Raw genomic sequence first — 19618 nt, forward strand, 5'->3', positions numbered from 1 at the left:
AACTGTCACATTCGTCGGTGTCAAGTTACAGACACGTACCGCAGTCAGCGTGGACGAGGGTGGGCGGTGGCATGACGACGGCAGTGGCAGCAGGTTCGGGTGAACTGGCCGGGGAACTGCGCGGGTTCAGAAGGGTGCAGCGGCTCGCGTACGAGTGCGCGGAAGCCGTCGCCGCGCAGCTGGAGCCCGGCATCACCGAGCGCGAGGCGGCGCGCATGCAGCGCGAGTGGCTGCGCGAGCGCGGGGTGCGTGACTGGTTCCACCTGCCCTTCGCGTGGTTCGGGGACCGCACGGCGTTCGTGAACTTCCGGGTCCCGCTGCAGTTCTTCCCCACCAACCGGCGCCTGGAGCCCGGGATGCCGTTCATCCTGGACATGGCCCCTGTGTACGACGGCTTCACGGCCGACATCGGCTACTCCGGCTCGCTCGGCATCAACCCGGTGCAGGACAAGCTGCTGGCCGACCTGGAGGCGCACCGCGAGCTGATCCTGCGCGAGGTGCGCGAGCGCCGGCCGCTGCGGGAGATCTACGACGACGTGGACCGGCTCATGGTCCGCCAGGGCTACGCCAACCGGCACCGCGCCTATCCCTTCGGCGTGATCGCGCACAAGGTCGACCGGGTCAGACAACGCCGTTGGTCACCGCATGTCTTCGGGTTCGGCACCCAGTCCCTCAAGGGCCTGGCGAGCGACGCGCTGCGCGGTCACCGCGAGGGCTGGTCCCCGCTCTGGTCGCCGTACCGCTTCTCCGACCACCCGCCGCAGCCAGGCCTGTGGGCGGTCGAACCGCACCTCGGCTTCAGAGGTACGGGTGCCAAGTTCGAGGAGATCCTGGTCGTCACCGACTCCGAGGACCCCGAGCAGAGCGCCTTCTGGCTGGACGACGATCTGCCGCATGTGCGGCGCTGGGCGGAGGAGAAGTGACGGTGCCGGTGACTCTTCAGGGCGCGCGCGAGCGCCGGGTGCGGACCGGCGACGTCGAGCTGTGCGTCGCCGAGCTGGGCGACCCCGGCCAGCCGACGGTGATGCTCGTGCACGGCTACCCGGACAGCAAGGAGGTGTGGTCCGAGGTCGCGCCGCGGCTGGCAGACCGCTTCCATGTCGTGCTGTACGACGTCCGCGGCCATGGCCGGTCGACGGCACCGAAGCCGCTGCGCGGCGGGTTCACGCTGGAGAAGCTGACGGACGACTTCCTGGCCGTCGCGGACGCGGTCAGTCCGGGCCGGCCCGTGCATCTGGTCGGGCACGACTGGGGCTCGGTGCAGTCCTGGGAGTTCGCCACGGTCCAGCGCACCGAGGGCCGGATCGCATCCTTCACCTCGATGTCCGGGCCGTCCCTCGACCACTTCGGCCACTGGATCGGCGGGCGCCTGAAGCGGCCCACCCCGCGCCGCGTCGGTCAGCTCCTCGGCCAGGGCGTCAAGTCCTGGTACGTCTACGCGCTGCACACGCCCGTGCTGCCCGAACTGGCCTGGCGCGGCCCCCTCGGCAAGACCTGGCCGCGCATCCTGGAGCGTATGGAGAAGGTCCCCGGCGGTGGCTACCCGACCTCGTCCCTGCCGACGGACGCGGCGCACGGGGCATGGCTGTACCGGGACAACGTACGAGCCCGGCTGAGCCGCCCGCGCGCGGACGCCTACGCACACGCATCCGTGCAGCTCATCACGCCCCTCGGGGACGCCTTCCTTTCGGAGCGGCTCTACGACGAACTGGAGCAGTGGGTTCCGCAGTTGACCCGGCGCACGCTTCCGGCGAAGCACTGGATCCCGCGCTCACGCCCCGACCAACTGGTGTCCTGGATTACGGAGTTCGTGACGTCCGTCGAGGGCGGGCGGCCGAAAGGCGTGACCGCGACCGGGAAGTACGCCGACCGCTTCGGCGGGCAGCTCGTCCTGGTCACCGGCGCAGGCAGCGGCATCGGGCGGGCGACGGCGTACGCCTTCGCGGAGGCCGGCGCGCGCGTGGTGGCCGTCGACCGGGACTCCGAGGCCGCGGGCCGCACCGCCGAGATGTCCCGGCTGATCGGCGCACCCGAGGCCTGGGCCGAGACCGTCGACGTCTCCGACGAGCAGGCCATGGAGAAGCTCGCCGCGAAGGTCGCCACCGAGTACGGCGTGGTGGACGTCCTGGTGAACAACGCCGGAATCGGTCTGTCGGGCTCCTTCTTCGACACCACACCGGAGGACTGGAAGAAGGTCCTCGACGTCAATCTGTGGGGCGTCATCCACGGCTGCCGGCTGTTCGGCAAGCAGATGACCGCGCGCGGACAGGGCGGCCACATCGTCAACACCGCGTCGGCGGCGGCGTACCAGCCCTCCAAGGCGCTGCCCGCCTACAGCACGTCCAAGGCGGCCGTGCTGATGCTGAGCGAGTGCCTGCGCGCGGAGCTGGCCGGCCAGGGCATCGGCGTCACCGCGATATGCCCCGGCTTCGTCAACACGAGCATCACCTCGACCGCGCGCTTCGCCGGGGTCGACGCCGACGAGGAGAAACGGCGCCAGAAGAGGTCCGCGCGTCTGTACGGGCTGCGGAACTATCCGCCGGAAAAGGTCGCCGACGCGATCCTGCGGGCGGTGGTGCGGGGCGACGCGGTTGTTCCCGTGACGCCGGAGGCGCGTGGGGCGTATCTCATGTCGAGGTTCACGCCGAAGGCGCTGCGCAGGATCGCGCGGTTGGAGCCGCCGCTATGAGCGACGGGGGTCCTGCGCGCGGGGGAGCGGTTGCCGGTGAAGGCCTGTCCGGGCGGCGCGATGCGGCCGGGCGCGCGCCCGAGGCGGTGCCCGCGCCCGCCTACCGGATCGAGGACCTCGCACACCTCAGCGGCGCCACCGTGCGCACCATCCGCGCCTACCAGGACCGCGGCCTGCTCCCCCGCCCGGAGCGCCATGGCCGGGCCAACCTCTACTCGGACGCCCATCTCAACCGCCTGCGCCAGATAGCCGATCTCCTCGACCGCGGTTACACCCTGGCGTCCATCAAGGAGCTCCTGGAGGCCTGGGACGCCGGTCGTGGCCTCGGTGGGGTGCTCGGGCTGGTCGCCGAGGTGGACGGGCCGTGGACCGACGAGGAGGCGGTACGGATCTCGCGCGTCGAGCTGGAGGAGCGCTTCGGCGGCACCCCGGACGACGCGGCGGTGGCCGAGGCCGTGGAGCTCGGCGTACTCGAGCCGGTTCCCGGCGACGCAGACTCCTTCGTCGTGCCGAGCCCTCAAGAGCTCGCCGTGGCGGTCGAGTTGCACTCCGCCGGGGTTCCGCTGTCTGCGATCGCCGGTCACCTGCGGGAGTTGAGGGGTCAGGTGGAGCACATCGCCGCGCGTTTCCTGGAGTTCACCACCGAGCACGTCTTCGCGCGCTACCTCGACGGCGCCCACCGTCCGACGGACGCGGAGGCGGCCGAGGCGGCCTCTCTCGTACGGCGGTTGCGTCCGCTCGCCCAGCACACCGTGGACGCTGAACTCGCCCGCGCCATGCGGCGGTTGGCCGTGCGACATCTGCGTCAGCACCTGGGCGCGGACGAGACGCCCGGCCTTCGGCAGCGGACGAGAGTGGTGCCCGTACCCGAGGAGACAATGCAGGCCGTCGAAAGCCTGGTTGGCGAAGAGCAATCAGCTGAGTTCATCGCGCTCGCCGCCGAACGGGAAGTCCAGGCGCGGGCCTTGGACAGGCTCGCCGCAAATCACAGCTCAGCAGGTGATCTTGACGAAACCCCTTGAGACGACGGCTCGTTGTCCACAGAATCGCCAATTCCCCTGTGGATAACCGCACTTGGTTGTGGACCAAACATCCGGAGTGAAATCGTTCGCGTGATTCGGGCCTCTCCCGGCAGTCTGGTGGCATGGACGAAAGACGCACCGTGAAGGTGTCGAAGTACCTCTCGAAGCACCTGCGCCACCAGCCGGAGCGCATCGGGCTCACCCTCGACGAGGGCGGCTGGGTCGAGATCGGGACGCTGATCGCCGCCGCGACCGCGCACGGATTCCGGTTCACCCGGGAAGAGCTGGATCACGTGGTGGCCGCCAATGACAAGAAGCGCTTCGCGATCGAGGGCACCCGGATCCGCGCCAGCCAGGGCCACAGCATCGACGTCGAGCTGGGACTGCCCCCGGCGACCCCGCCGGCCTACCTCTACCACGGCACCGTGGCCCGCAACCTGGACGCGATTCGCAGCGCCGGCCTCCTGCCCATGAACAGGCACGACGTGCACCTCTCCGCCGACCGCGAGACAGCGACGCGGGTCGGCGCCCGGCGTGGGCGCCCGGTGGTGCTGTCCGTGGATGCCGGCGCCATGCACCGCGACGGCCACGTCTTCCATGTCAGCGCGAACGGGGTATGGCTGACGAAGGCCGTGCCGCCGGAGTATCTGCGGTTTCCCGAGACTCACTGATCGGGCCACCACGGGGCCCCTGAGTACATACCGGTGATCGACTACGTATCACTGATCGACCCCGCTCCGTGGCCGAGCAGCCGCGGGCGGTGGCTGTTTCACGTGAAACCCATTCGGCCGCATAGGCTCGATGCATGAGTCTGCGCCTGAGCACCGTGATCCTCCCTTACCGCCGCTGGTCCGAGGGGGGCCGCCAGGCATGGCAGCGCGCGGAGGAGCTCGGCTTCCACACCGCGTACACCTACGACCACCTGTCCTGGCGGAGCTTTAGGGACGGCCCCTGGTTCGGCGCCGTGCCGACACTGACCGCCGCCGCGGCCGTCACCGACCGGCTTCGGCTGGGCACCCTGGTGACCTCGCCGAACTTCCGGCATCCGGTGAACCTCGCCAAGGAACTGATCTCCCTCGACGACATCTCGGGCGGCCGGGTCACGCTCGGCATCGGCGCAGGCGGCACCGGCTTCGACGCCACCGCACTCGGCCAGGAACCATGGACCCCGCGCGAGCGTGCCGACCGGTTCGCGGAGTTCGTCGCGCTGCTGGATCAGCTGCTGACCGAGGACTCGGTGTCGTACAAGGGCGACTTCTACTCGGCGCACGAGGCGCGCAACATCCCGGGCTGTGTGCAGCGCCCCCGGCTGCCGTTCGCGGTCGCCGCGACCGGGCCTCGCGGTCTGCGGCTCGCGGCGCGCTACGGACAGGCGTGGGTGACCACGGGCGACCCGAAGCTGTATGAGAACGGCACTCCCGAACAGTCGGTTCAAGCCATTCGCGGACAGGTCGGGAAGCTGACCGACGCCTGCGCAGAGTTCGGCCGGGATGTGGCCGGGCTCGACAAGATCCTGCTCACCGGGTTCACCCCGGACCGGGGCCGTCCGCTGGAGTCCCTCGACGCGTTCGTGGACTTCGCCGGCCGCCATCAGGAGCTGGGATTCACCGAGATCGTGGTCCACTGGCCGATCCCGGACTCTGACTTCGCGGCCGACGAGAAGGTCTTCGAGCAGATCGCCATGGAGGCAGCGGCGCAGCTGCACTGAGCTCACGGCAGCGACGGCGCTGGTCAGGAGGATGTGGGCGGCGCTCGGGGGCGGTTTCTGCTCAGGGGCGGACTCAGATGTGCGGACTGCTGCACGGCCGTGCAGGCATATGCGGGAGAATGGCCCGGTGACCTCAGCGACTCGACAGCCCCAGACCCCGGCCGCCGCTGTCCGCCCGCGGCTCATCGCCACCGACCTGGACGGCACTCTGCTGCGGGACGACAAGTCGGTCTCCCCGCGCACGATCGCCGCGCTGGCCGCCGCCGAGGCGGCGGGCATCGAGGTGTTCTTCGTCACCGGCCGCCCCGCGCGCTGGATGGACGTCGTCAGCGACCACGTCCACGGGCACGGCCTGGCGATCTGCGGCAACGGCGCCGCCGTGGTCGACCTGCACGGCGGCCCCGGCACCCACCAGTTCGTGAAGGTGCGCGAGCTGGCCCGGGAGAACGCCCTGGACGCCGTACGGCTGCTGCGTGACGCGGCTGAGGGCACGGTGTACGCGGTGGAGCAGACGTACGGCTTCTACCAGGAGCCGGACTATCCCAAGCTGCACATGGAGATACCGGACAACCTCGCGCCGGCCGAGGACCTCCTGGCGCCGGACGCCCCCGGAGCCGGCGAGCCGGTGCTCAAGATCCTCGCCTACCACCCCACCCTCGACCCCGACGCCTTCCTCACCCTGGCCCGCCTCGCGATCGGCGACCGTGCCAACGTCACCCGCTCCAGCCCCAGCGCCCTGCTGGAGATCAGCGGCCCCGGAGTCTCCAAGGCCAGCACACTCGCCCTGTGCTGCGCCGAGCGCGGCATCTCGCACGAGGAGGTCGTGGCCTTCGGGGACATGCCCAACGACGTCGAGATGCTGACGTGGGCAGGCCAGTCGTACGCGATGGGCAATGCGCACCCCGATGTCATCGCCGCCGCGTCGGGGCGGACGGTCGCCAACAACGAGGACGGCGTGGCTGTCGTGATCGAACAGCTGCTGGCGAAGCGGGTCTAGGGCCTGATCCGTCGGACACGCCCCAGACCTGTCCGAGTTACCCGAGCGGCACTCCGCGCTCGGACAGCCACGGCACCGGATCCACCCCCGAGCCCAGGTCGGGGGTGACCCGCACCTCGAAGTGCAGGTGCGGGCCGGTGGAGTTGCCCGTCGTGCCGGACTGGCCGATCCACTGCCCGGTGTCGACCCGCTCGTCCTGGTCGACGGCGACGGAGGCGAGGTGGGCGTACTGCGTGTAGTAGCCGTCCGCGTGCCGGACGACGACCTCCATGCCGAAGGCGCCTGCGCACGCCACCTTCACCACGCGTCCGTCCCCGACCGCCCGCACCGGCGTGCCGATCGGAACCGCGAAGTCCTGCCCGGTGTGCCGCTTCGCCCAGCGCTTTCCGCCACTGCCGAACGCGGCGGACAGCTCGTACTTCGCGACCGGCGTGACCCAGGCGCTCGTGCCGTCCGTCTTCTTCTGGTCGAGCCGCGCCGCACCCGGGCACGATCCGGCGGCCACGGAGACGTCGGCCTTGCCCTGCAACGCCCACCGCGCCTCTTCGAGCTTGTCCTCGATCCCCTGCTTCAGCACGGCGAGCTCGGCGTTGCGCTTCTCCAGCGCCTGCCAGGCCGCTGCGGCCTTGGCCTCGTCCCCGGCGAGCCGTACCTCGGCGCGACGGCTCTTCTCGATGGAGTTGGCGACAGCCAGGTTCGCCTGCGAGAACACATGCTGACCACGCATCAGTTGGTCAGGGCTCGTCGCGAGGATGATCTGCGCGGTGAGCGGCATGCCGCCGCCGTTGCGGTACTGGGCGCGCGCGATCCGGCCCAGGTCCGCACGCAGGGCGCCGATCTCCCGCCGCTCCCGTTCGAGCAGCGCCTCGATCCGCAGCGCCTTCGCCCGCCGCGTCTCGGCCTGCTTCCGCCCCGCCTCGTACCGCTCCGTCGCCCGGGCCGCCTCCTCGTACAGCTTCACCACCCGTGCGCTGAGGGCCGAGTCGGTGCCGTTGTGGCCCGGGGTTCCCTTGCCGTCACCGGCCGCGCCGGCAGGGCGGGCCACGAGGCCGACGAGCGCACACAGCAGCGCCGGAACGACCAGGAGGCGACGGCGATATGAGCGCATGCCAGCGATCCTGGCCCGAGGGGCGGGCGAGGGCACTGTTCAAGTCGTACAGGTGGGGGACGTGTTGCTGCGGATGGGTCAGTACGCCCGTTGACGCGAGCGCCGACGAGCGTCACCACCCCATCCGCTGACGGCAGCGGATGGCCGGCGAACAGCAGGCGCCCACAACTACGGACCGGCCGGCCGCTACGGCGCCCCCACCAGCAGATCCGCCTGCTCCTCCCGCTCCACCATCCCCCGCAACGGCCCGTCCACAGCTACCAGCTGCGCGAACGATCCCCGCTGCGCCACCCGTCCCTCATCCAGGACGACCACCTCGTCCACGGCCTCCAGCCCGGCGAGTCGGTGCGTGATGAGCAGGGTCGTACGGCCCTCGGTGGCGGCCAGCAGGTCGGCGGTGAGGGCGTCGGCGGTCGGCAGGTCCAGGTGCTCGGCGGGCTCGTCCAGGACGAGGACGGGGAAGTCGGCGAGCAGTGCGCGGGCCAGTGCGAGCCGCTGGCGCTGACCGCCCGACAGCCGTGCCCCGTGCTCACCCACGAGCGTGTCCAACCCGTCGGGCAGACCGTCGGCCCAGTTGAGCAGCCGGGCCCGGTGCAGGGCGTCTCGCAGTTCGGCCTCGGTGGCGTCCTTCCTGGCGAGGAGCAGGTTCTCACGCACGGAGCTGTCGAAGAGGTGTGCGTCCTGCGCGCACAGGCCGATAAGGCGCCGTACGTCGTCACCATCCAGCGCGTGCGCGTCCACGCCTCCAAGCGTGTACGAGCCCGCATCGGCTTCCAGGAAGCGCAGCAGTACCTGCGCAAGCGTCGTCTTACCGGACCCGGACGGCCCGACCACGGCGATCCGTCGGCCCTCCTCCAGAGTCAGGTCGAGTCCGGCGAGTGCGTCCCGGTCCTGCCCGGCGTGGCGAGCGGTCAGGCCCCTGACGGCAACCGGGAAGGGCGACGCGGGCGCCTGCCGGGGCCGGGTGGGTTCCCTTACGGGTTCGGGCGCGTCCAGCACCTCGTACACTCGCTCGGCGCTCTTGCGCACCCGCTGCCGGTACTGCACGGCGAGCGGCAGCCCCAGGACGGCCTCGAACGCGGCCAGCGGGGTGAGGACGACGACGGCCATCGTCACGCCGCCCAGCCGCCCGTCAGCGACCGCCTGGGCGCCCACGAGCGCGGTGGCGGCGACGGTGAGCCCGCTGATCAGCGCGGTGAGCCCGTCACCGAGCGCGGTCGCGGAGGCTGCGCGCGAGGCGATCCGGGTCAGCGTCCCGTCGGCCCGCCTCGCCTGTGCCGTACGGCTGGGCAGGGCGCCGGCGACGGTGAGCTCCGCGGTGCCGGTGAGCAGATCCGTCACGCGCGTCGCGAGCATTCCGCGGGCAGGGGCCAGCCGGCGCTCGGCGCGTCGAGCGACGGCACCGGTGAGGAGCGGAACTCCGGCCCCGGCCGCGAGGAGCCCGGCCGCGAGCAACGCACCGGCCTCGGGCAGCAGCCAGGCCGTGAAGCCGACGGCCCCGGCGGACACGACGGCGGCGGCAGCGGCAGGCAACAGCCACCGCAGCCAGTAGTCCTGCAGCGCGTCCACATCCGCGACGAGCCTCGACAGCAGATCGCCCCGCCGCGTGCGGCGCAGCCCAGCGGGCGCCAGCCGCTCCAGCCGCCGGTACACGGCGACCCGGGTGTCGGAGAGCATCCGCAGCACGGCGTCGTGCGACACCAGCCGCTCGGCGTACCGGAACACGGCCCGCCCGATACCGAAGGCCCGCGTCGCCGTCACGGCCACCATCAGATACAGGACGGGCGGCTGTTGCGAGGCCCGCGAGATGAGCCACCCGGAGGTCGCCATGAGCCCGACGGCGCTGCCGAGCGCGAGGCTGCCGAGCACCAGCGCGAGGACGAGGCGACCGCGCCGGGGTCCGGACATGGCGCGGACGCGGGCGAGAACCCCTCGTGGGGCTGCCGTGAGCGAAACGGCCCCGGCATCGTCGGAAGCGGTATCGCCGTGCGGGTCCAGCTCCTCCGGACGGTCAACGGGCGCCTTGGGCAAGGCCTCTGCCGACACCGGCGCCACGGCCTCCGCCAGCCGCACCACCCGGTCCGCCACACCCAGCAACGCCGGCCGATGCACCACCAGCAGCACCGTCCGCCCCACCGCCAGCCGCCGCACGGCCTCCACGACCTCGGCCTCGGTGGCTCCGTCGAGTGCGGCCGTCGGCTCGTCGAGGAGCAGCACGGGCCGGTCCGCGAGAAACGCCCTGGCCAGCGCGAGCCGCTGCCGCTGTCCTGCTGACAGCCCGACTCCGTCCTCGCCCAGCGCGGTCTCGACGCCCTGGGGCAGCGCGTCCACGAACTCCAGCGCCCCGGCGTTCCCCAGCGCCTGCCGCACGGCAGCGTCGTCCGCGTCGGGTCGCGCCAGCCGTACGTTCTCGGCGATCGTCCCGGCGTACAGATGCGGCCGCTGCGACACCCAGGCGATCCGTGAGCGCCATTCCTCCAGATCGAGTTCTGCAAGATCCGCTCCCCCGACGAGGATCCGCCCCTCGGCCGGCCGCACGAACCCCAACAGCACGTTCAGCAGCGTCGACTTGCCCGCGCCGCTCGGCCCGACGAGCGCGACCGTCTCCCCGGGCTCGACATCGAAGGACACGTCCGACACCGCGTCGGAGGACCGTCCGGGGTAGCGGACCGAGACCCCTTCGAACGACACCGCCCCTGTCGGCACCGCCGCGCTTCCCGACGCCGGCGCCGGAGTCTCCAGCACCTCGAAGATCTCCTCGGCTGCGGACAGGCCCTCGGCCGCCGCGTGGTACTGCGCTCCCACCTGACGCAGTGGCAGGTAGGCCTCGGGTGCCAGTACGAGGATGACCAGGCCGTCGTACAGATGCATGTCGCCATGGACAAGGCGCATGCCGATCGTCACCGCGACCAGGGCCACCGACAGCGTCGAGAGCAGTTCCAGCGCGAAGGAGGAGATGAAAGCGATCCGCAGGGTCCGCATGGTCGCCCGGCGGTATTCATCGGTGATCCGCCTGATCGACTCGGCCTGCGCCCTGGCGCGCCCGAACACCTTCAGGGTCGGCAGGCCGGCTACGACGTCCAGGAAGTGCCCGGACAGCCGGGACAGCATCCGCCACTGACGGTCCATCCGGGACTGCGTGGCCCAGCCGATCAGCATCATGAAGATCGGGATCAGCGGCAGGGTGCCGACGATGATGGCCGCCGACACCCAGTCCTCGGTCACGATCCGCGCCAGCACCGCGATCGGCACGACCACCGCGAGCCCCAACTGCGGCAGATAGCGAGAGAAGTAGTCGTCGAGGGCGTCGACGCCTCGCGTGGCGAGCGCGACCAGAGATCCGGTCCGCTGACCGCTCAGCCAGTCGGGCCCCAGCTCGGTCGCCCGCTCCAGCAGTCGCCCGCGCAGCTCCGACTTCACGGCCGCGGCGGCACGGTGAGCGGCGAGTTCGGTGAGCCACGCGACCACTGCGCGGCCTACGGCCACAGCCACCAACAGCAGGAGGGGAGTGCGCAGTTCAGCGCCGGACATGCCGTGCTGGAAGGCCCCCACCACCGCCTCGGCGATGAGCATCGCCTGTGCGATGACCAGCACGGCACCGACGGTGCCCAGGCCGACGACCGCGATCAGGAAGAGGCGAGTGGCACGGGCGTATCGGAGGAGACGCGGATCGATCGGTTTCACGTGAAACATGCCCTTCGGTCCAGGGCGGGGTGTTTCACGTGAAACATCGTGAACCACCCCGCCACAGCGGACTCAGTGCTTGGCCCCCGAAGCGGCACCCGCGGCAATGTGCTGCGTGCCGATCCGCTTGCGGAAGACCCAGTAGGTCCAGCCCTGGTAGAGCATGACGACCGGCGTGGCGATCACCGCGCACCAGGTCATGATCTTCAGGGTGTACGGGCTCGACGACGCGTTGGTGACCGTGAGACTCCACTCGTCATTGAGCGAGGACGGCATGACGTTCGGGAAGAGCGTCAGGAACAGCATCGCGACGGCGGCCACGATGGTGATGCCGGAGAACGCGAACGACCACCCCTCGCGCCCCGCCTGGTTCGCCACCAGGGCCGCCACCAGCGCGGCCACGGCCACGACGAGGGCGACAAGGCTCTGACCGTCGCCGTTCTCGATCTGCGTCCAGAGCAGGAAGATCAGCGCCAGCACAGCAGCAGCGAGACCTACCCACAGGGCCAGCTTCCGCGCCCTCTCCCGGATCTCCCCGACAGTCTTGAGCGCGGTGAACACCGCACCGTGGAAGGTGAACAGCGTCAGCGTCACCAGGCCACCGACGAGCGCGTACGGGTTGAGCAGGTCCAGGACGTTGCCGACGTACTCATGGTTCTCGTCGAGCTGCACGCCGCGCACGATGTTGCCGAAGGCGACGCCCCACAGGAATGCCGGGAGCAGCGAGCACCAGAAGATGGCGTTCTCCCAGTTGCGCTGCCACTGCTCCTCGGGGCGCTTCGCCCGGTACTCGAACGCGACGCCCCGGACGATCAAGGAGATCAGGATGAGCAGCAGCGGCAGATAGAAGCCGGAGAAGAGCGTGGCGTACCACTCGGGGAAGGCGGCGAAGGTGGCGCCGGCCGCCGAGAGCAGCCACACCTCGTTGCCGTCCCAGACAGGGCCGATGGTGTTGATCAGCACCCGCCGTTCGGGCCGGTTGCGGGCCAGCAGCTTGGTGAGGACGCCGACCCCGAAGTCGAAGCCCTCCAGGAAGAAGTAGCCGATCCACAGGACGGCGATCAGTACGAACCAGACGTTGTGAAGTTCCATGACTGTGCAGCTCCCTCGGCCTAGTACGAGAAGGCCATCGGCTTGTCGGCGTCACGGTCGTCGCCGCCGATCTTCGTTGGCGGGTTCAGGTCGGCCTCGGTGAGCTCGGGCGGGCCGGCCTTGACGTACTTCGCGAGGAGCTTGACCTCGACGACGGCGAGGATGGCGTACAGCGTCGTGAAGACGATCATCGAGGTGAGAACCTCGCCCTGGGAGACGCCGGGGGAGACCGCGTCCCGGGTGCGCAGGACGCCGTACACGACCCACGGCTGGCGGCCCATTTCCGTGAAGATCCAGCCCCAGGAGTTGGCGATCAGCGGGAAGGCCAGCGTCCAGATCGCGATGCGCCAATACAGCTTGGTCAGCTTCGGGCCGAGCGCCTTCTTCGGGAGCAGCACCAGGTGCGGCACCTCATCGTCACCGACCCTCAGGTGCTGCGGCAGCATGAACTTCTTGCGGGTCAGCCAGAGTCCGATCAGGCCGATGGTGAACGACGCCATGCCGAAGCCGATCATCCAGCGGAAGCCCCAGTAGGCGACGGGGATGTTGGGCCGGTAGTCGCCGGGGCCGTACTTCTCCTGCTCGGCCTTGTTGACGTCGTTGATGCCGGGGACGTACGAGGTGAAGTCGTCCTTGGCCAGGAAGGACAGCAGGCCGGGAATCTCTATGGCGACCTTGTTGTGGCCCTTGTCGACATCGCCGATGGCAAAGACCGAGAACGGTGCCGGCTCCTCGCCGTCCCACAGCGCCTCGGCCGCGGCCATCTTCATCGGCTGCTGCTCGTACATGATCTTGCCGAGGGTGTCACCGCTGATCGCGGTGAGCAGGCCTCCGACGGCGACGGTGACCAGGCCGAGCCTGAGCGAGGTCTTCATCTCGCGGATGTGCCTCTTGCGCAGCAGGTGGAAGGCGGAGATGCCGACCATGAACGCGCCACCGGTGAGGAAGGCCGCCGACAGGGTGTGGAAGGCCTGGGCGAGCGCGGTGTTCTGGGTCAGCACGAGCCAGAAGTCGGTGAGCTCGGCCCGCCCCTTCGCCTCGTTGATCCGGTAGCCGACGGGGTGCTGCATCCAGGAGTTGGCCGCCAGGATGAAGTACGCCGACAGGATCGTGCCGATGGAGACCATCCACATACAGGCCAGGTGGATCTTCTTCGGCAGCTTGTCCCAGCCGAAGATCCACAGCCCGATGAAGGTGGACTCGAAGAAGAAGGCGATCAGGGCCTCGAAGGCGAGAGGGGCGCCGAAGACGTCACCGACGAAGCGGGAGTAGTCGGACCAGTTCATGCCGAACTGGAACTCCTGCACGATGCCGGTGACGACACCCATCGCGATGTTGATCAGGAAGAGCTTGCCCCAGAACTTCGTCGCTCTGAGGTACTTCTCCTTCTCCGTGCGCACCCAGGCGGTCTGCAGCCCGGCCGTGAGGGCGGCCAGCGAGATCGTCAGAGGAACAAACAGAAAGTGGTAGACGGTGGTGATACCGAACTGCCAGCGCGCCAGAGTCTCCGGCGCCAAAGCCAGGTCCACGTCGCCGCTCCTTACCCCGCTTGTGAAAGCGTTCACATTCACAAGCAATTATGCAGCACGCCCATCCCTGCCCTCAAAGGGGGGTCCTTCGTCAGGATCAACCCCTTGGCGCACACTTCAACATATTGTTGAATCAGTGCCATGCAGACACCGACGCCCACACAGATACGGATCTCCTGGCCCGCGGGACACCTCACCGCGACCCTCGACGACACCCCCACCACGCAAGCCCTCGTCAAGGCCCTGCCGCTCGCCTCCAGCGCCCGCACCTGGGGAGAGGAGGTCTACTTCGACACAGGCGTCGCTGTTCCACGTGAAACCAGCGCACAGCAGGTCGTCGAGCCGGGCACGGTCGCCTTCTGGACCGACGGAGACGCGCTCGCCCTCCCCTACGGCCCCACGCCGATCTCGCGAGGCGACGAGTGCCGCCTCGCGAGCCCGTGCAACGTTCTGGGCCGCCTCGACGGCGACCCCCGTCTGCTGGCCACGGTCCGCGACGGCGACCCCGTGCGCGTGGAGCTGGTGGACGCCTGACCGTGCCCGCGGCCTCCTAGAGCTCCTTCCGGAACCCTTCCGCCACCTTCAGGAAGATGTCGTTCGCCTCGTCCTCCCCGACCGTCACCCGCACGCCCTCGCCCGGGAACGGCCGGATCACCACGCCCGCCTGCTCACACGCCTGAGCGAAGGCGACCGTGCGCTCCCCCAGTCGCAGCCACACGAAGTTGGCCTGGGTCTCGGGCACCGTCCAGCCCTGAGCGCGCAGCCCGTCGACCACGCGGTTGCGCTCGCACACCAACGAGCCGACCCGGCCGATCAGTTCGTCCTCGGCACGCAGCGAGGCGATCGCCGCCTCCTGCGCGACCTGGCTCACCCCGAACGGCACAGCCGTCTTGCGCAGGGCCGCCGCGACCGGCTCGTGGGCGATCGCGAAACCGACGCGGAGGCCGGCGAGGCCGTAGGCCTTGGAGAACGTCCGCAGCACACAGACGTTCGGCCGCTCACGGTAGATCTCCACCCCGTCCGGCACCTCGGGGTCACGGATGAACTCGCGGTACGCCTCGTCCAGCACCACCAGGACGTCACGGGGCACCCGATCGAGGAACCGCTCCAGCTCGGCCCGCTTCACGACCGTGCCGGTCGGGTTGTTGGGGTTGCAGACGAAAATCAGCCTCGTGCGGTCGGTGATGGCGGCGGCCATCGCGTCCAGGTCGTGCACGTCTCCCGGCGTCAGCGGCACCTTGACGGACGTGGCACCGCTGATCTGCGTGATGATCGGGTACGCCTCGAAGGACCGCCAGGCGTAGATGACCTCGTCGCCGGGTCCGGCGGTGGCCTGGATCAACTGCTGGGCGACGCCGACCGAGCCGGTGCCGGTGGCCAGGTGGGAGATCGGGACGCCGAAGCGCTCGGACAGCTCGTTCATCAGCCCCGTGCACATCATGTCGGGGTAGCGGTTGAAGGACGCGACGGCTGCCGTCACGGTCTCCATCACGCCGGGCAGCGGCGGATAGGGGTTCTCGTTGGAGGACAGCTTGTAGGCCACCGGACCACCGGCCGCGGCAGGCTTGCCCGGCTTATAGGTGGGGATACCCTCCAGCTCGGCGCGCAGCTTGGGGCTCGTCTCGCTCACCGCAGTCCTCCTCGCGACCACCGGCGGCCCATCACCACCGCCGGCTCCAATACTGCTCACCTTATGAGGATTCCGCGCCGATGCGTACAGGTGAGGGAGGGTCGATGCGCACGGAAGAGGCGAGCGCGCCCGCTGATCCCCCCTGTCACACCTGCATCAGGGGCATCGCCATACGAAGGCGTACGAATTGGGGGGCGCGCCACACATATATCTACGCGCCGGTGGCTCGCTCCGTGGCGCGCATCACCCGTGAAGGTGAGTTGAGACCTCTTCGAAACATCGGGCACTTGGCAGGCCCATGCGCGCCGACAAGTCACGTCCTGCCATTGGATCGTTCAACTCCCTTGTTTTCAAAGGGCATTGACGCATGATGACCTTGCAGAAACGTGTCTGTCAACGCGTGCATATGCGTCCGCACTACCCCACCGAATGAGCCCTACTATCGGCTCGCCATGACAGCAGCAGGGAAGCACCAGGTGAGCCGCGCGGAAACCTCTCGTCGAGGCAGTCGACCCGGCCGGGCGGGTATCAGAGACGTGGCCGCCGCCGCGGGGGTCTCCATCACGACCGTCTCCGACGCCCTCAACGGCAAGGGCAGGCTCCCCGACGCCACCCGACGCCATGTCCGCGAGGTCGCCGACCGGCTGGGCTACCGCCCGTCGGCGGCCGCCCGCACACTCCGTACGGGCAAGTCAGGACTCATCGGCCTGACCGTGACGACATACGGGGATGAACCTTTCACCTTCACCGAGTTCGCGTACTTCGCCGAGATGGCGCGCGCCGCCACCTCGGCCGCGCTCGCCCGCGGCTACGCCCTCGTGATCCTCCCCGCGACCTCACGTCACGACGTCTGGTCGAACGTCGCCCTCGACGGCACCGTCGTCATCGACCCGTCCGACCAGGACCCGGTCGTCAGCGAACTGGTCAGACAGGGACTGCCGGTCGTCTCCGACGGCCGCCCGGCCGGCTCGCTCCCGGTCACAGCCTGGGTCGACAACGACCACGAGGCTGCCGTACTCGGCATCCTCGACCACCTGGCCGACGCGGGCGCCCGCCGGATCGGGCTGCTGACGGGCACGACGACGGACACATACACCCATCTGTCGACCACCGCCTATCTGCGCTGGTGCGAGCGGGTCGGCCAGGACCCGGTGTACGAGGCCTATCCGGCGCACGACCCGTGCGCGGGCGCCGTCGCAGCCGACCGGCTGCTCGCCCGGCCCGACCGGCCCGACGCGGTCTACGGACTGTTCGACCCGAACGGCACCGACCTGCTCGCCGCCGCCCGCCGCTACGGCCTGCGCGTACCGGACGACCTGCTTCTGGTGTGCTGCAGCGAGTCCACGGTGTACGCCAACACCGAGCCGCCGATCACCACGCTCTCCCTGAAGCCCCGCCGTATCGGCACGGCCGTGGTCCAGCTCCTCATCGACGCCATCGAGGGGGTCGAGTCGGACCAGCCGGTCGAGCAGGTGATACCGACCGAACTGATCGTGCGTACCTCGTCCCAGCGACGCCCGCCGCGTACGACCGTCAGCCCGCCCCGGTCGCCCGAGGGCCGGTAGCAACCGGGCGAAGACCTGCCGCAGGAGCCGAACGAGGAGCGGCAGAGGCAGGTCGAAGGGCCGAAGCAGTGGGGCGAGGGGCTTCAGGAGCAGTTCGAGGGGCGTCAGTGACGCGGCGATCGAGCTGCCGAAGCCCGGGCCAATCGGGGCGAAAGCGGCAGTGAACAGGAGTCCTGCTCCGATTCACCACCCCTGGGTCATCACATGGCGCGATCGGCATTCCTATGATGGGCCCACGACACCCACGGGCCGCTGCGACCAGGCAGTCCGATGCGGTGCAGCTGCGGCGCGATGGTGGAGGGGTCTGATGACTCAGGGGGCCGGTCAGGGACCCGAGATGGAGCGGACGGCGACGTTGCGCGACTTCCGGGTGCCCGCTTACGTGCACGAGACCGGTCCGTACGTCCACAGCATGCACACGGGCGACGTCGCCCCGCCCCTCGACGAGACGTATCCGGAGGGGTACACGCCCACGCAGCGCGACCTGCCCGTGATCAACCGCGGCGACACGGTCCAGGTGCACGTCGACCCCGCCGCCATGCCGGTCCCGGACTCGACGGCAGGTGCCGGCCCGCTGTTCGTGGTCGGCGATGTGCACGGCTATCTCGACGAGCTGATGTCCGCACTCCAGGAGCAGGGCCTCATCGACTCGGCGGGGAACTGGTCCGCGGGCACCGCCCGGCTGTGGTTCCTCGGTGACTTCACCGACCGCGGCCCGGACGGCATCGGCGTCATCGACCTCGTGATGCGGCTGTCCGCGGAGGCCGCAGCGGCCGGCGGCTACTGCAAGGCCCTGATGGGCAACCACGAGCTGCTGCTCATCGGCGCCAAGCGATTCGGTGACACTCCCGTCAACTCCGGCGCGGGCACCGCCACCTTCCAGGCGGCCTGGCTGCTCAACGGCGGCCAGAAGACCGACATGGACCGTCTCCAGGACCACCATCTGCAGTGGATGTCGCGCCTGGACGCCATGGAAGAGGTCGACGGGCATCTGCTCGTCCACTCGGACACCACCGCCTATCTCGACTACGGCGACTCGATCGAGGCGGTCAACGACACCGTCCGCGAGACGCTCACACGCAATGACGCCGACGAAGTCTGGGATCTCTTCCGAAAGTTCACCAGGCGCTTCTCCTTCCGCGACGAGGGCGGCGCCGACCATGTGCGTTCCCTGCTCGATACGTACGGCGGCACCCGTGTCGTTCACGGCCACAGCCCCATTCCTTACCTGACGGGCGAGGTCGGCTCCGAGGACGGCGAGGACAACACCGGGCCTTTGGTCGAGGGGCCGCACGTCTACGCCGACGGTCTCGCCATCGCGATGGACGGCGGCGTGACCATGGCCGGAAAGCTGCTGGTCCAGCAACTTCCCCTGGATATCTGACCGTTCACGGGGCAGGTGTCGCCCATGGCGGGGTGACGGAAGAGGGCGCAGGCCAGGGCCCAATTTTGGCAAACCCCCTGTCACCGTGTGCCGTGACCGCTCTACCATCGGCTTATCCGTAGCAGGCTCCCCTCCGTTTCTGCCCGACGGCTCGTTGGCATGCGAGCCCCAAGCCCTACGGAGCATCGGGGGATGCACATGAACAGCGTTCCGCAGCACCTGCTGAGCGAGGACCGCCAGGAATACGAGCGGATCCTCGATGAGGCGCTGCGCTCCGCACCACACCGCCCGGAACTGGCCGCTGTCGGTCAGCGGCTCAACCCCGAACAGCTGCGCACGATGGCGCTCAACGCCACCGCTCTGATCACGGCGGCCGCGGCGACCGAGTACCAGCACTACGTGAAGGTCCGCGAGGAACTGCGCCAACCGGCGCCGTCCACCCCGTCCTCCACCCGCGAGTCCGGCTCCTCCGAGTCGGGCTCGGGCGCGATGGGGCTCGCCACGACCATGGGAGAAGTCGCCGAGACAGCCGGCCCGGGCGTCATAGCCGTGCTCGCCGTCCTGGCACCCGTCCTCGCCGGCACCGCCGCGGCGATCTTCCTGCTCGTCGGCTACATCCTCAAGATGTTCGACCCCGAGCCGGCGTTCGCCCAGACGATGCTCACCACCGGTTGGGTGTTCGGCGCCGTGGCAGCGGCCGCCATCCTGGTCGCCGCCGTCGGTCTCCTGCTCACCGCCCTGCGCAACCGTCCTGCGTTCGACGGCGGGCCGTACGGCGAACTGAGCGAGGAAGTCACCCGGGCCAGGGAAGCCTGGCGCGAGGCCCTGCTGGAGCGCGGCGTCCTGCCCTTCCTGCGGGAGGCACTCGCCGACCCCGGCACGGCAGCGGCCCTGGACCGCACGCCACCGTCGACACCGGCCGGCCGCATCCCGAACCTCGGCTACGACCGCCCGGGTTTCAGCAGCCCGGACGACGGCGCCTCCCGAGGCTCGCGGCCGAGCTTCAGCAGCCCGGACTACACGAGCCCGGACTTCGGAGGCCCGGAACACCAGCCGGAGTAGCGCCTCGGCTTGCGCCCCCGCCGCAGGAGAGCCCCGTCCGGGGCCCCCTCCTTCACGACGGAACCCCGGGGAGACCTCCTCGGGGAGGCGCAAGCCGAACAGCTGGGCAGCAGCAACGCCGGCCCACGACGGCAGCACGCCGGACACC

15 protein-coding genes are annotated in these 19618 nt (G+C 69.8%); 10 read left to right on the top strand and 5 right to left on the bottom strand.

Annotated features, from left to right (window positions below; genetic code table 11):
• Positions 1 to 71: 71 nt before the first annotated feature.
• The 6 genes from ACFY5C_RS06170 (at position 72) to ACFY5C_RS06195 (ending at position 6416) form a co-directional block, all read left to right on the top strand.
• Positions 72 to 923 carry a M24 family metallopeptidase gene (locus tag ACFY5C_RS06170; RefSeq protein WP_389441056.1) on the top strand — a complete coding sequence of 284 codons (852 nt, stop codon included), beginning with the start codon at positions 72 to 74 and terminating at the stop codon, positions 921 to 923.
• Positions 924 to 931: 8 nt separating this feature from the next.
• Positions 932 to 2689 (top strand): SDR family oxidoreductase, encoded by a 1758-nt coding sequence (locus tag ACFY5C_RS06175; protein WP_389442174.1) that lies wholly within the window; start codon positions 932 to 934, stop codon positions 2687 to 2689.
• Positions 2686 to 3711, top strand: a complete 1026-nt coding sequence (locus ACFY5C_RS06180; RefSeq protein ID WP_389441058.1) for a MerR family transcriptional regulator — start codon at positions 2686 to 2688, stop codon at positions 3709 to 3711. The genes ACFY5C_RS06175 and ACFY5C_RS06180 overlap by 4 nt, the downstream gene beginning before the upstream one ends.
• A gap of 122 nt (positions 3712 to 3833) precedes the next feature.
• Positions 3834 to 4382, top strand: coding sequence for an RNA 2'-phosphotransferase (locus tag ACFY5C_RS06185; protein ID WP_389441060.1), 549 nt, complete (start codon positions 3834 to 3836; stop codon positions 4380 to 4382).
• A 134-nt stretch (positions 4383 to 4516) separates the two neighbouring features.
• Positions 4517 to 5419: an LLM class flavin-dependent oxidoreductase gene (locus ACFY5C_RS06190; RefSeq protein ID WP_389441063.1), complete on the top strand. Its 903-nt coding sequence runs from the start codon at positions 4517 to 4519 to the stop codon at positions 5417 to 5419.
• A gap of 109 nt (positions 5420 to 5528) precedes the next feature.
• Complete coding sequence (locus ACFY5C_RS06195; protein ID WP_389441066.1) at positions 5529 to 6416, top strand: Cof-type HAD-IIB family hydrolase; 888 nt, start codon at positions 5529 to 5531, stop codon at positions 6414 to 6416.
• Positions 6417 to 6453: 37 nt separating this feature from the next.
• Here ACFY5C_RS06195 and ACFY5C_RS06200 read toward each other — a convergent pair whose 3' ends face one another.
• The 4 genes from ACFY5C_RS06200 to ACFY5C_RS06215 form a co-directional block, all read right to left on the bottom strand.
• A complete protein-coding gene (locus ACFY5C_RS06200) occupies positions 6454 to 7524 on the bottom strand; it encodes a M23 family metallopeptidase (RefSeq protein ID WP_389441069.1) in 1071 nt (356 codons plus the stop codon).
• A 186-nt stretch (positions 7525 to 7710) separates the two neighbouring features.
• The gene (cydD, locus tag ACFY5C_RS06205; protein ID WP_389441072.1) at positions 7711 to 11217 is read right to left on the bottom strand and encodes a thiol reductant ABC exporter subunit CydD; all 3507 of its coding nucleotides are present in this window, start codon (positions 11215 to 11217) and stop codon (positions 7711 to 7713) included.
• Between the two features lie 63 nt (positions 11218 to 11280).
• Positions 11281 to 12300: a cytochrome d ubiquinol oxidase subunit II gene (gene cydB / locus ACFY5C_RS06210; RefSeq protein WP_389441075.1), complete on the bottom strand. Its 1020-nt coding sequence runs from the start codon at positions 12298 to 12300 to the stop codon at positions 11281 to 11283.
• A gap of 20 nt (positions 12301 to 12320) precedes the next feature.
• The gene (locus ACFY5C_RS06215; protein ID WP_389441078.1) at positions 12321 to 13829 is read right to left on the bottom strand and encodes a cytochrome ubiquinol oxidase subunit I; all 1509 of its coding nucleotides are present in this window, start codon (positions 13827 to 13829) and stop codon (positions 12321 to 12323) included.
• 141 nt (positions 13830 to 13970) lie between these two features.
• Between ACFY5C_RS06215 and ACFY5C_RS06220 the strand changes: the two genes are divergently transcribed.
• Positions 13971 to 14363, top strand: a complete 393-nt coding sequence (locus tag ACFY5C_RS06220) for a cyclophilin-like fold protein (RefSeq protein ID WP_389441081.1) — start codon at positions 13971 to 13973, stop codon at positions 14361 to 14363.
• Positions 14364 to 14379: 16 nt separating this feature from the next.
• Here ACFY5C_RS06220 and hisC read toward each other — a convergent pair whose 3' ends face one another.
• On the bottom strand, positions 14380 to 15459 hold the full coding sequence (gene hisC / locus ACFY5C_RS06225; protein WP_389441083.1) for a histidinol-phosphate transaminase: 1080 nt from the start codon (positions 15457 to 15459) through the stop codon (positions 14380 to 14382).
• Positions 15460 to 15911: 452 nt separating this feature from the next.
• On the opposite strand from hisC, the gene ACFY5C_RS06230 reads away from it, so the two are divergent.
• The 3 genes from ACFY5C_RS06230 to ACFY5C_RS06240 all read left to right on the top strand — a co-directional run bounded on the left by ACFY5C_RS06230 (position 15912) and on the right by ACFY5C_RS06240 (position 19470).
• Positions 15912 to 17024, top strand: a complete 1113-nt coding sequence (locus ACFY5C_RS06230) for a LacI family DNA-binding transcriptional regulator (RefSeq protein ID WP_389441086.1) — start codon at positions 15912 to 15914, stop codon at positions 17022 to 17024.
• Between the two features lie 307 nt (positions 17025 to 17331).
• Positions 17332 to 18408, top strand: a complete 1077-nt coding sequence (locus tag ACFY5C_RS06235) for a metallophosphoesterase (RefSeq protein ID WP_389441090.1) — start codon at positions 17332 to 17334, stop codon at positions 18406 to 18408.
• A 192-nt stretch (positions 18409 to 18600) separates the two neighbouring features.
• Positions 18601 to 19470: a hypothetical protein gene (locus ACFY5C_RS06240; RefSeq protein ID WP_389441092.1), complete on the top strand. Its 870-nt coding sequence runs from the start codon at positions 18601 to 18603 to the stop codon at positions 19468 to 19470.
• Positions 19471 to 19618 lie beyond the last annotated feature (148 nt).

Source organism: Streptomyces sp. NPDC012935, assembly GCF_042900345.1.
Taxonomy (GTDB): Bacteria; Actinomycetota; Actinomycetes; order Streptomycetales; family Streptomycetaceae; genus Streptomyces.

Coding starts and splice junctions, on each gene's coding strand:
- cydB (WP_389441075.1), bottom strand. CDS start 12,300: ATGGAACTTCACAACGTCTGGTTCGTACTGATCGCCGTCCTGTGGATC.
- ACFY5C_RS06180 (WP_389441058.1), top strand. CDS start 2,686: ATGAGCGACGGGGGTCCTGCGCGCGGGGGAGCGGTTGCCGGTGAAGGC.
- ACFY5C_RS06200 (WP_389441069.1), bottom strand. CDS start 7,524: ATGCGCTCATATCGCCGTCGCCTCCTGGTCGTTCCGGCGCTGCTGTGT.
- ACFY5C_RS06235 (WP_389441090.1), top strand. CDS start 17,332: ATGACTCAGGGGGCCGGTCAGGGACCCGAGATGGAGCGGACGGCGACG.
- cydD (WP_389441072.1), bottom strand. CDS start 11,217: ATGTTTCACGTGAAACCGATCGATCCGCGTCTCCTCCGATACGCCCGT.
- ACFY5C_RS06240 (WP_389441092.1), top strand. CDS start 18,601: ATGCACATGAACAGCGTTCCGCAGCACCTGCTGAGCGAGGACCGCCAG.
- ACFY5C_RS06195 (WP_389441066.1), top strand. CDS start 5,529: ATGCGGGAGAATGGCCCGGTGACCTCAGCGACTCGACAGCCCCAGACC.
- ACFY5C_RS06185 (WP_389441060.1), top strand. CDS start 3,834: ATGGACGAAAGACGCACCGTGAAGGTGTCGAAGTACCTCTCGAAGCAC.
- ACFY5C_RS06230 (WP_389441086.1), top strand. CDS start 15,912: ATGACAGCAGCAGGGAAGCACCAGGTGAGCCGCGCGGAAACCTCTCGT.
- ACFY5C_RS06220 (WP_389441081.1), top strand. CDS start 13,971: ATGCAGACACCGACGCCCACACAGATACGGATCTCCTGGCCCGCGGGA.
- ACFY5C_RS06170 (WP_389441056.1), top strand. CDS start 72: ATGACGACGGCAGTGGCAGCAGGTTCGGGTGAACTGGCCGGGGAACTG.
- ACFY5C_RS06190 (WP_389441063.1), top strand. CDS start 4,517: ATGAGTCTGCGCCTGAGCACCGTGATCCTCCCTTACCGCCGCTGGTCC.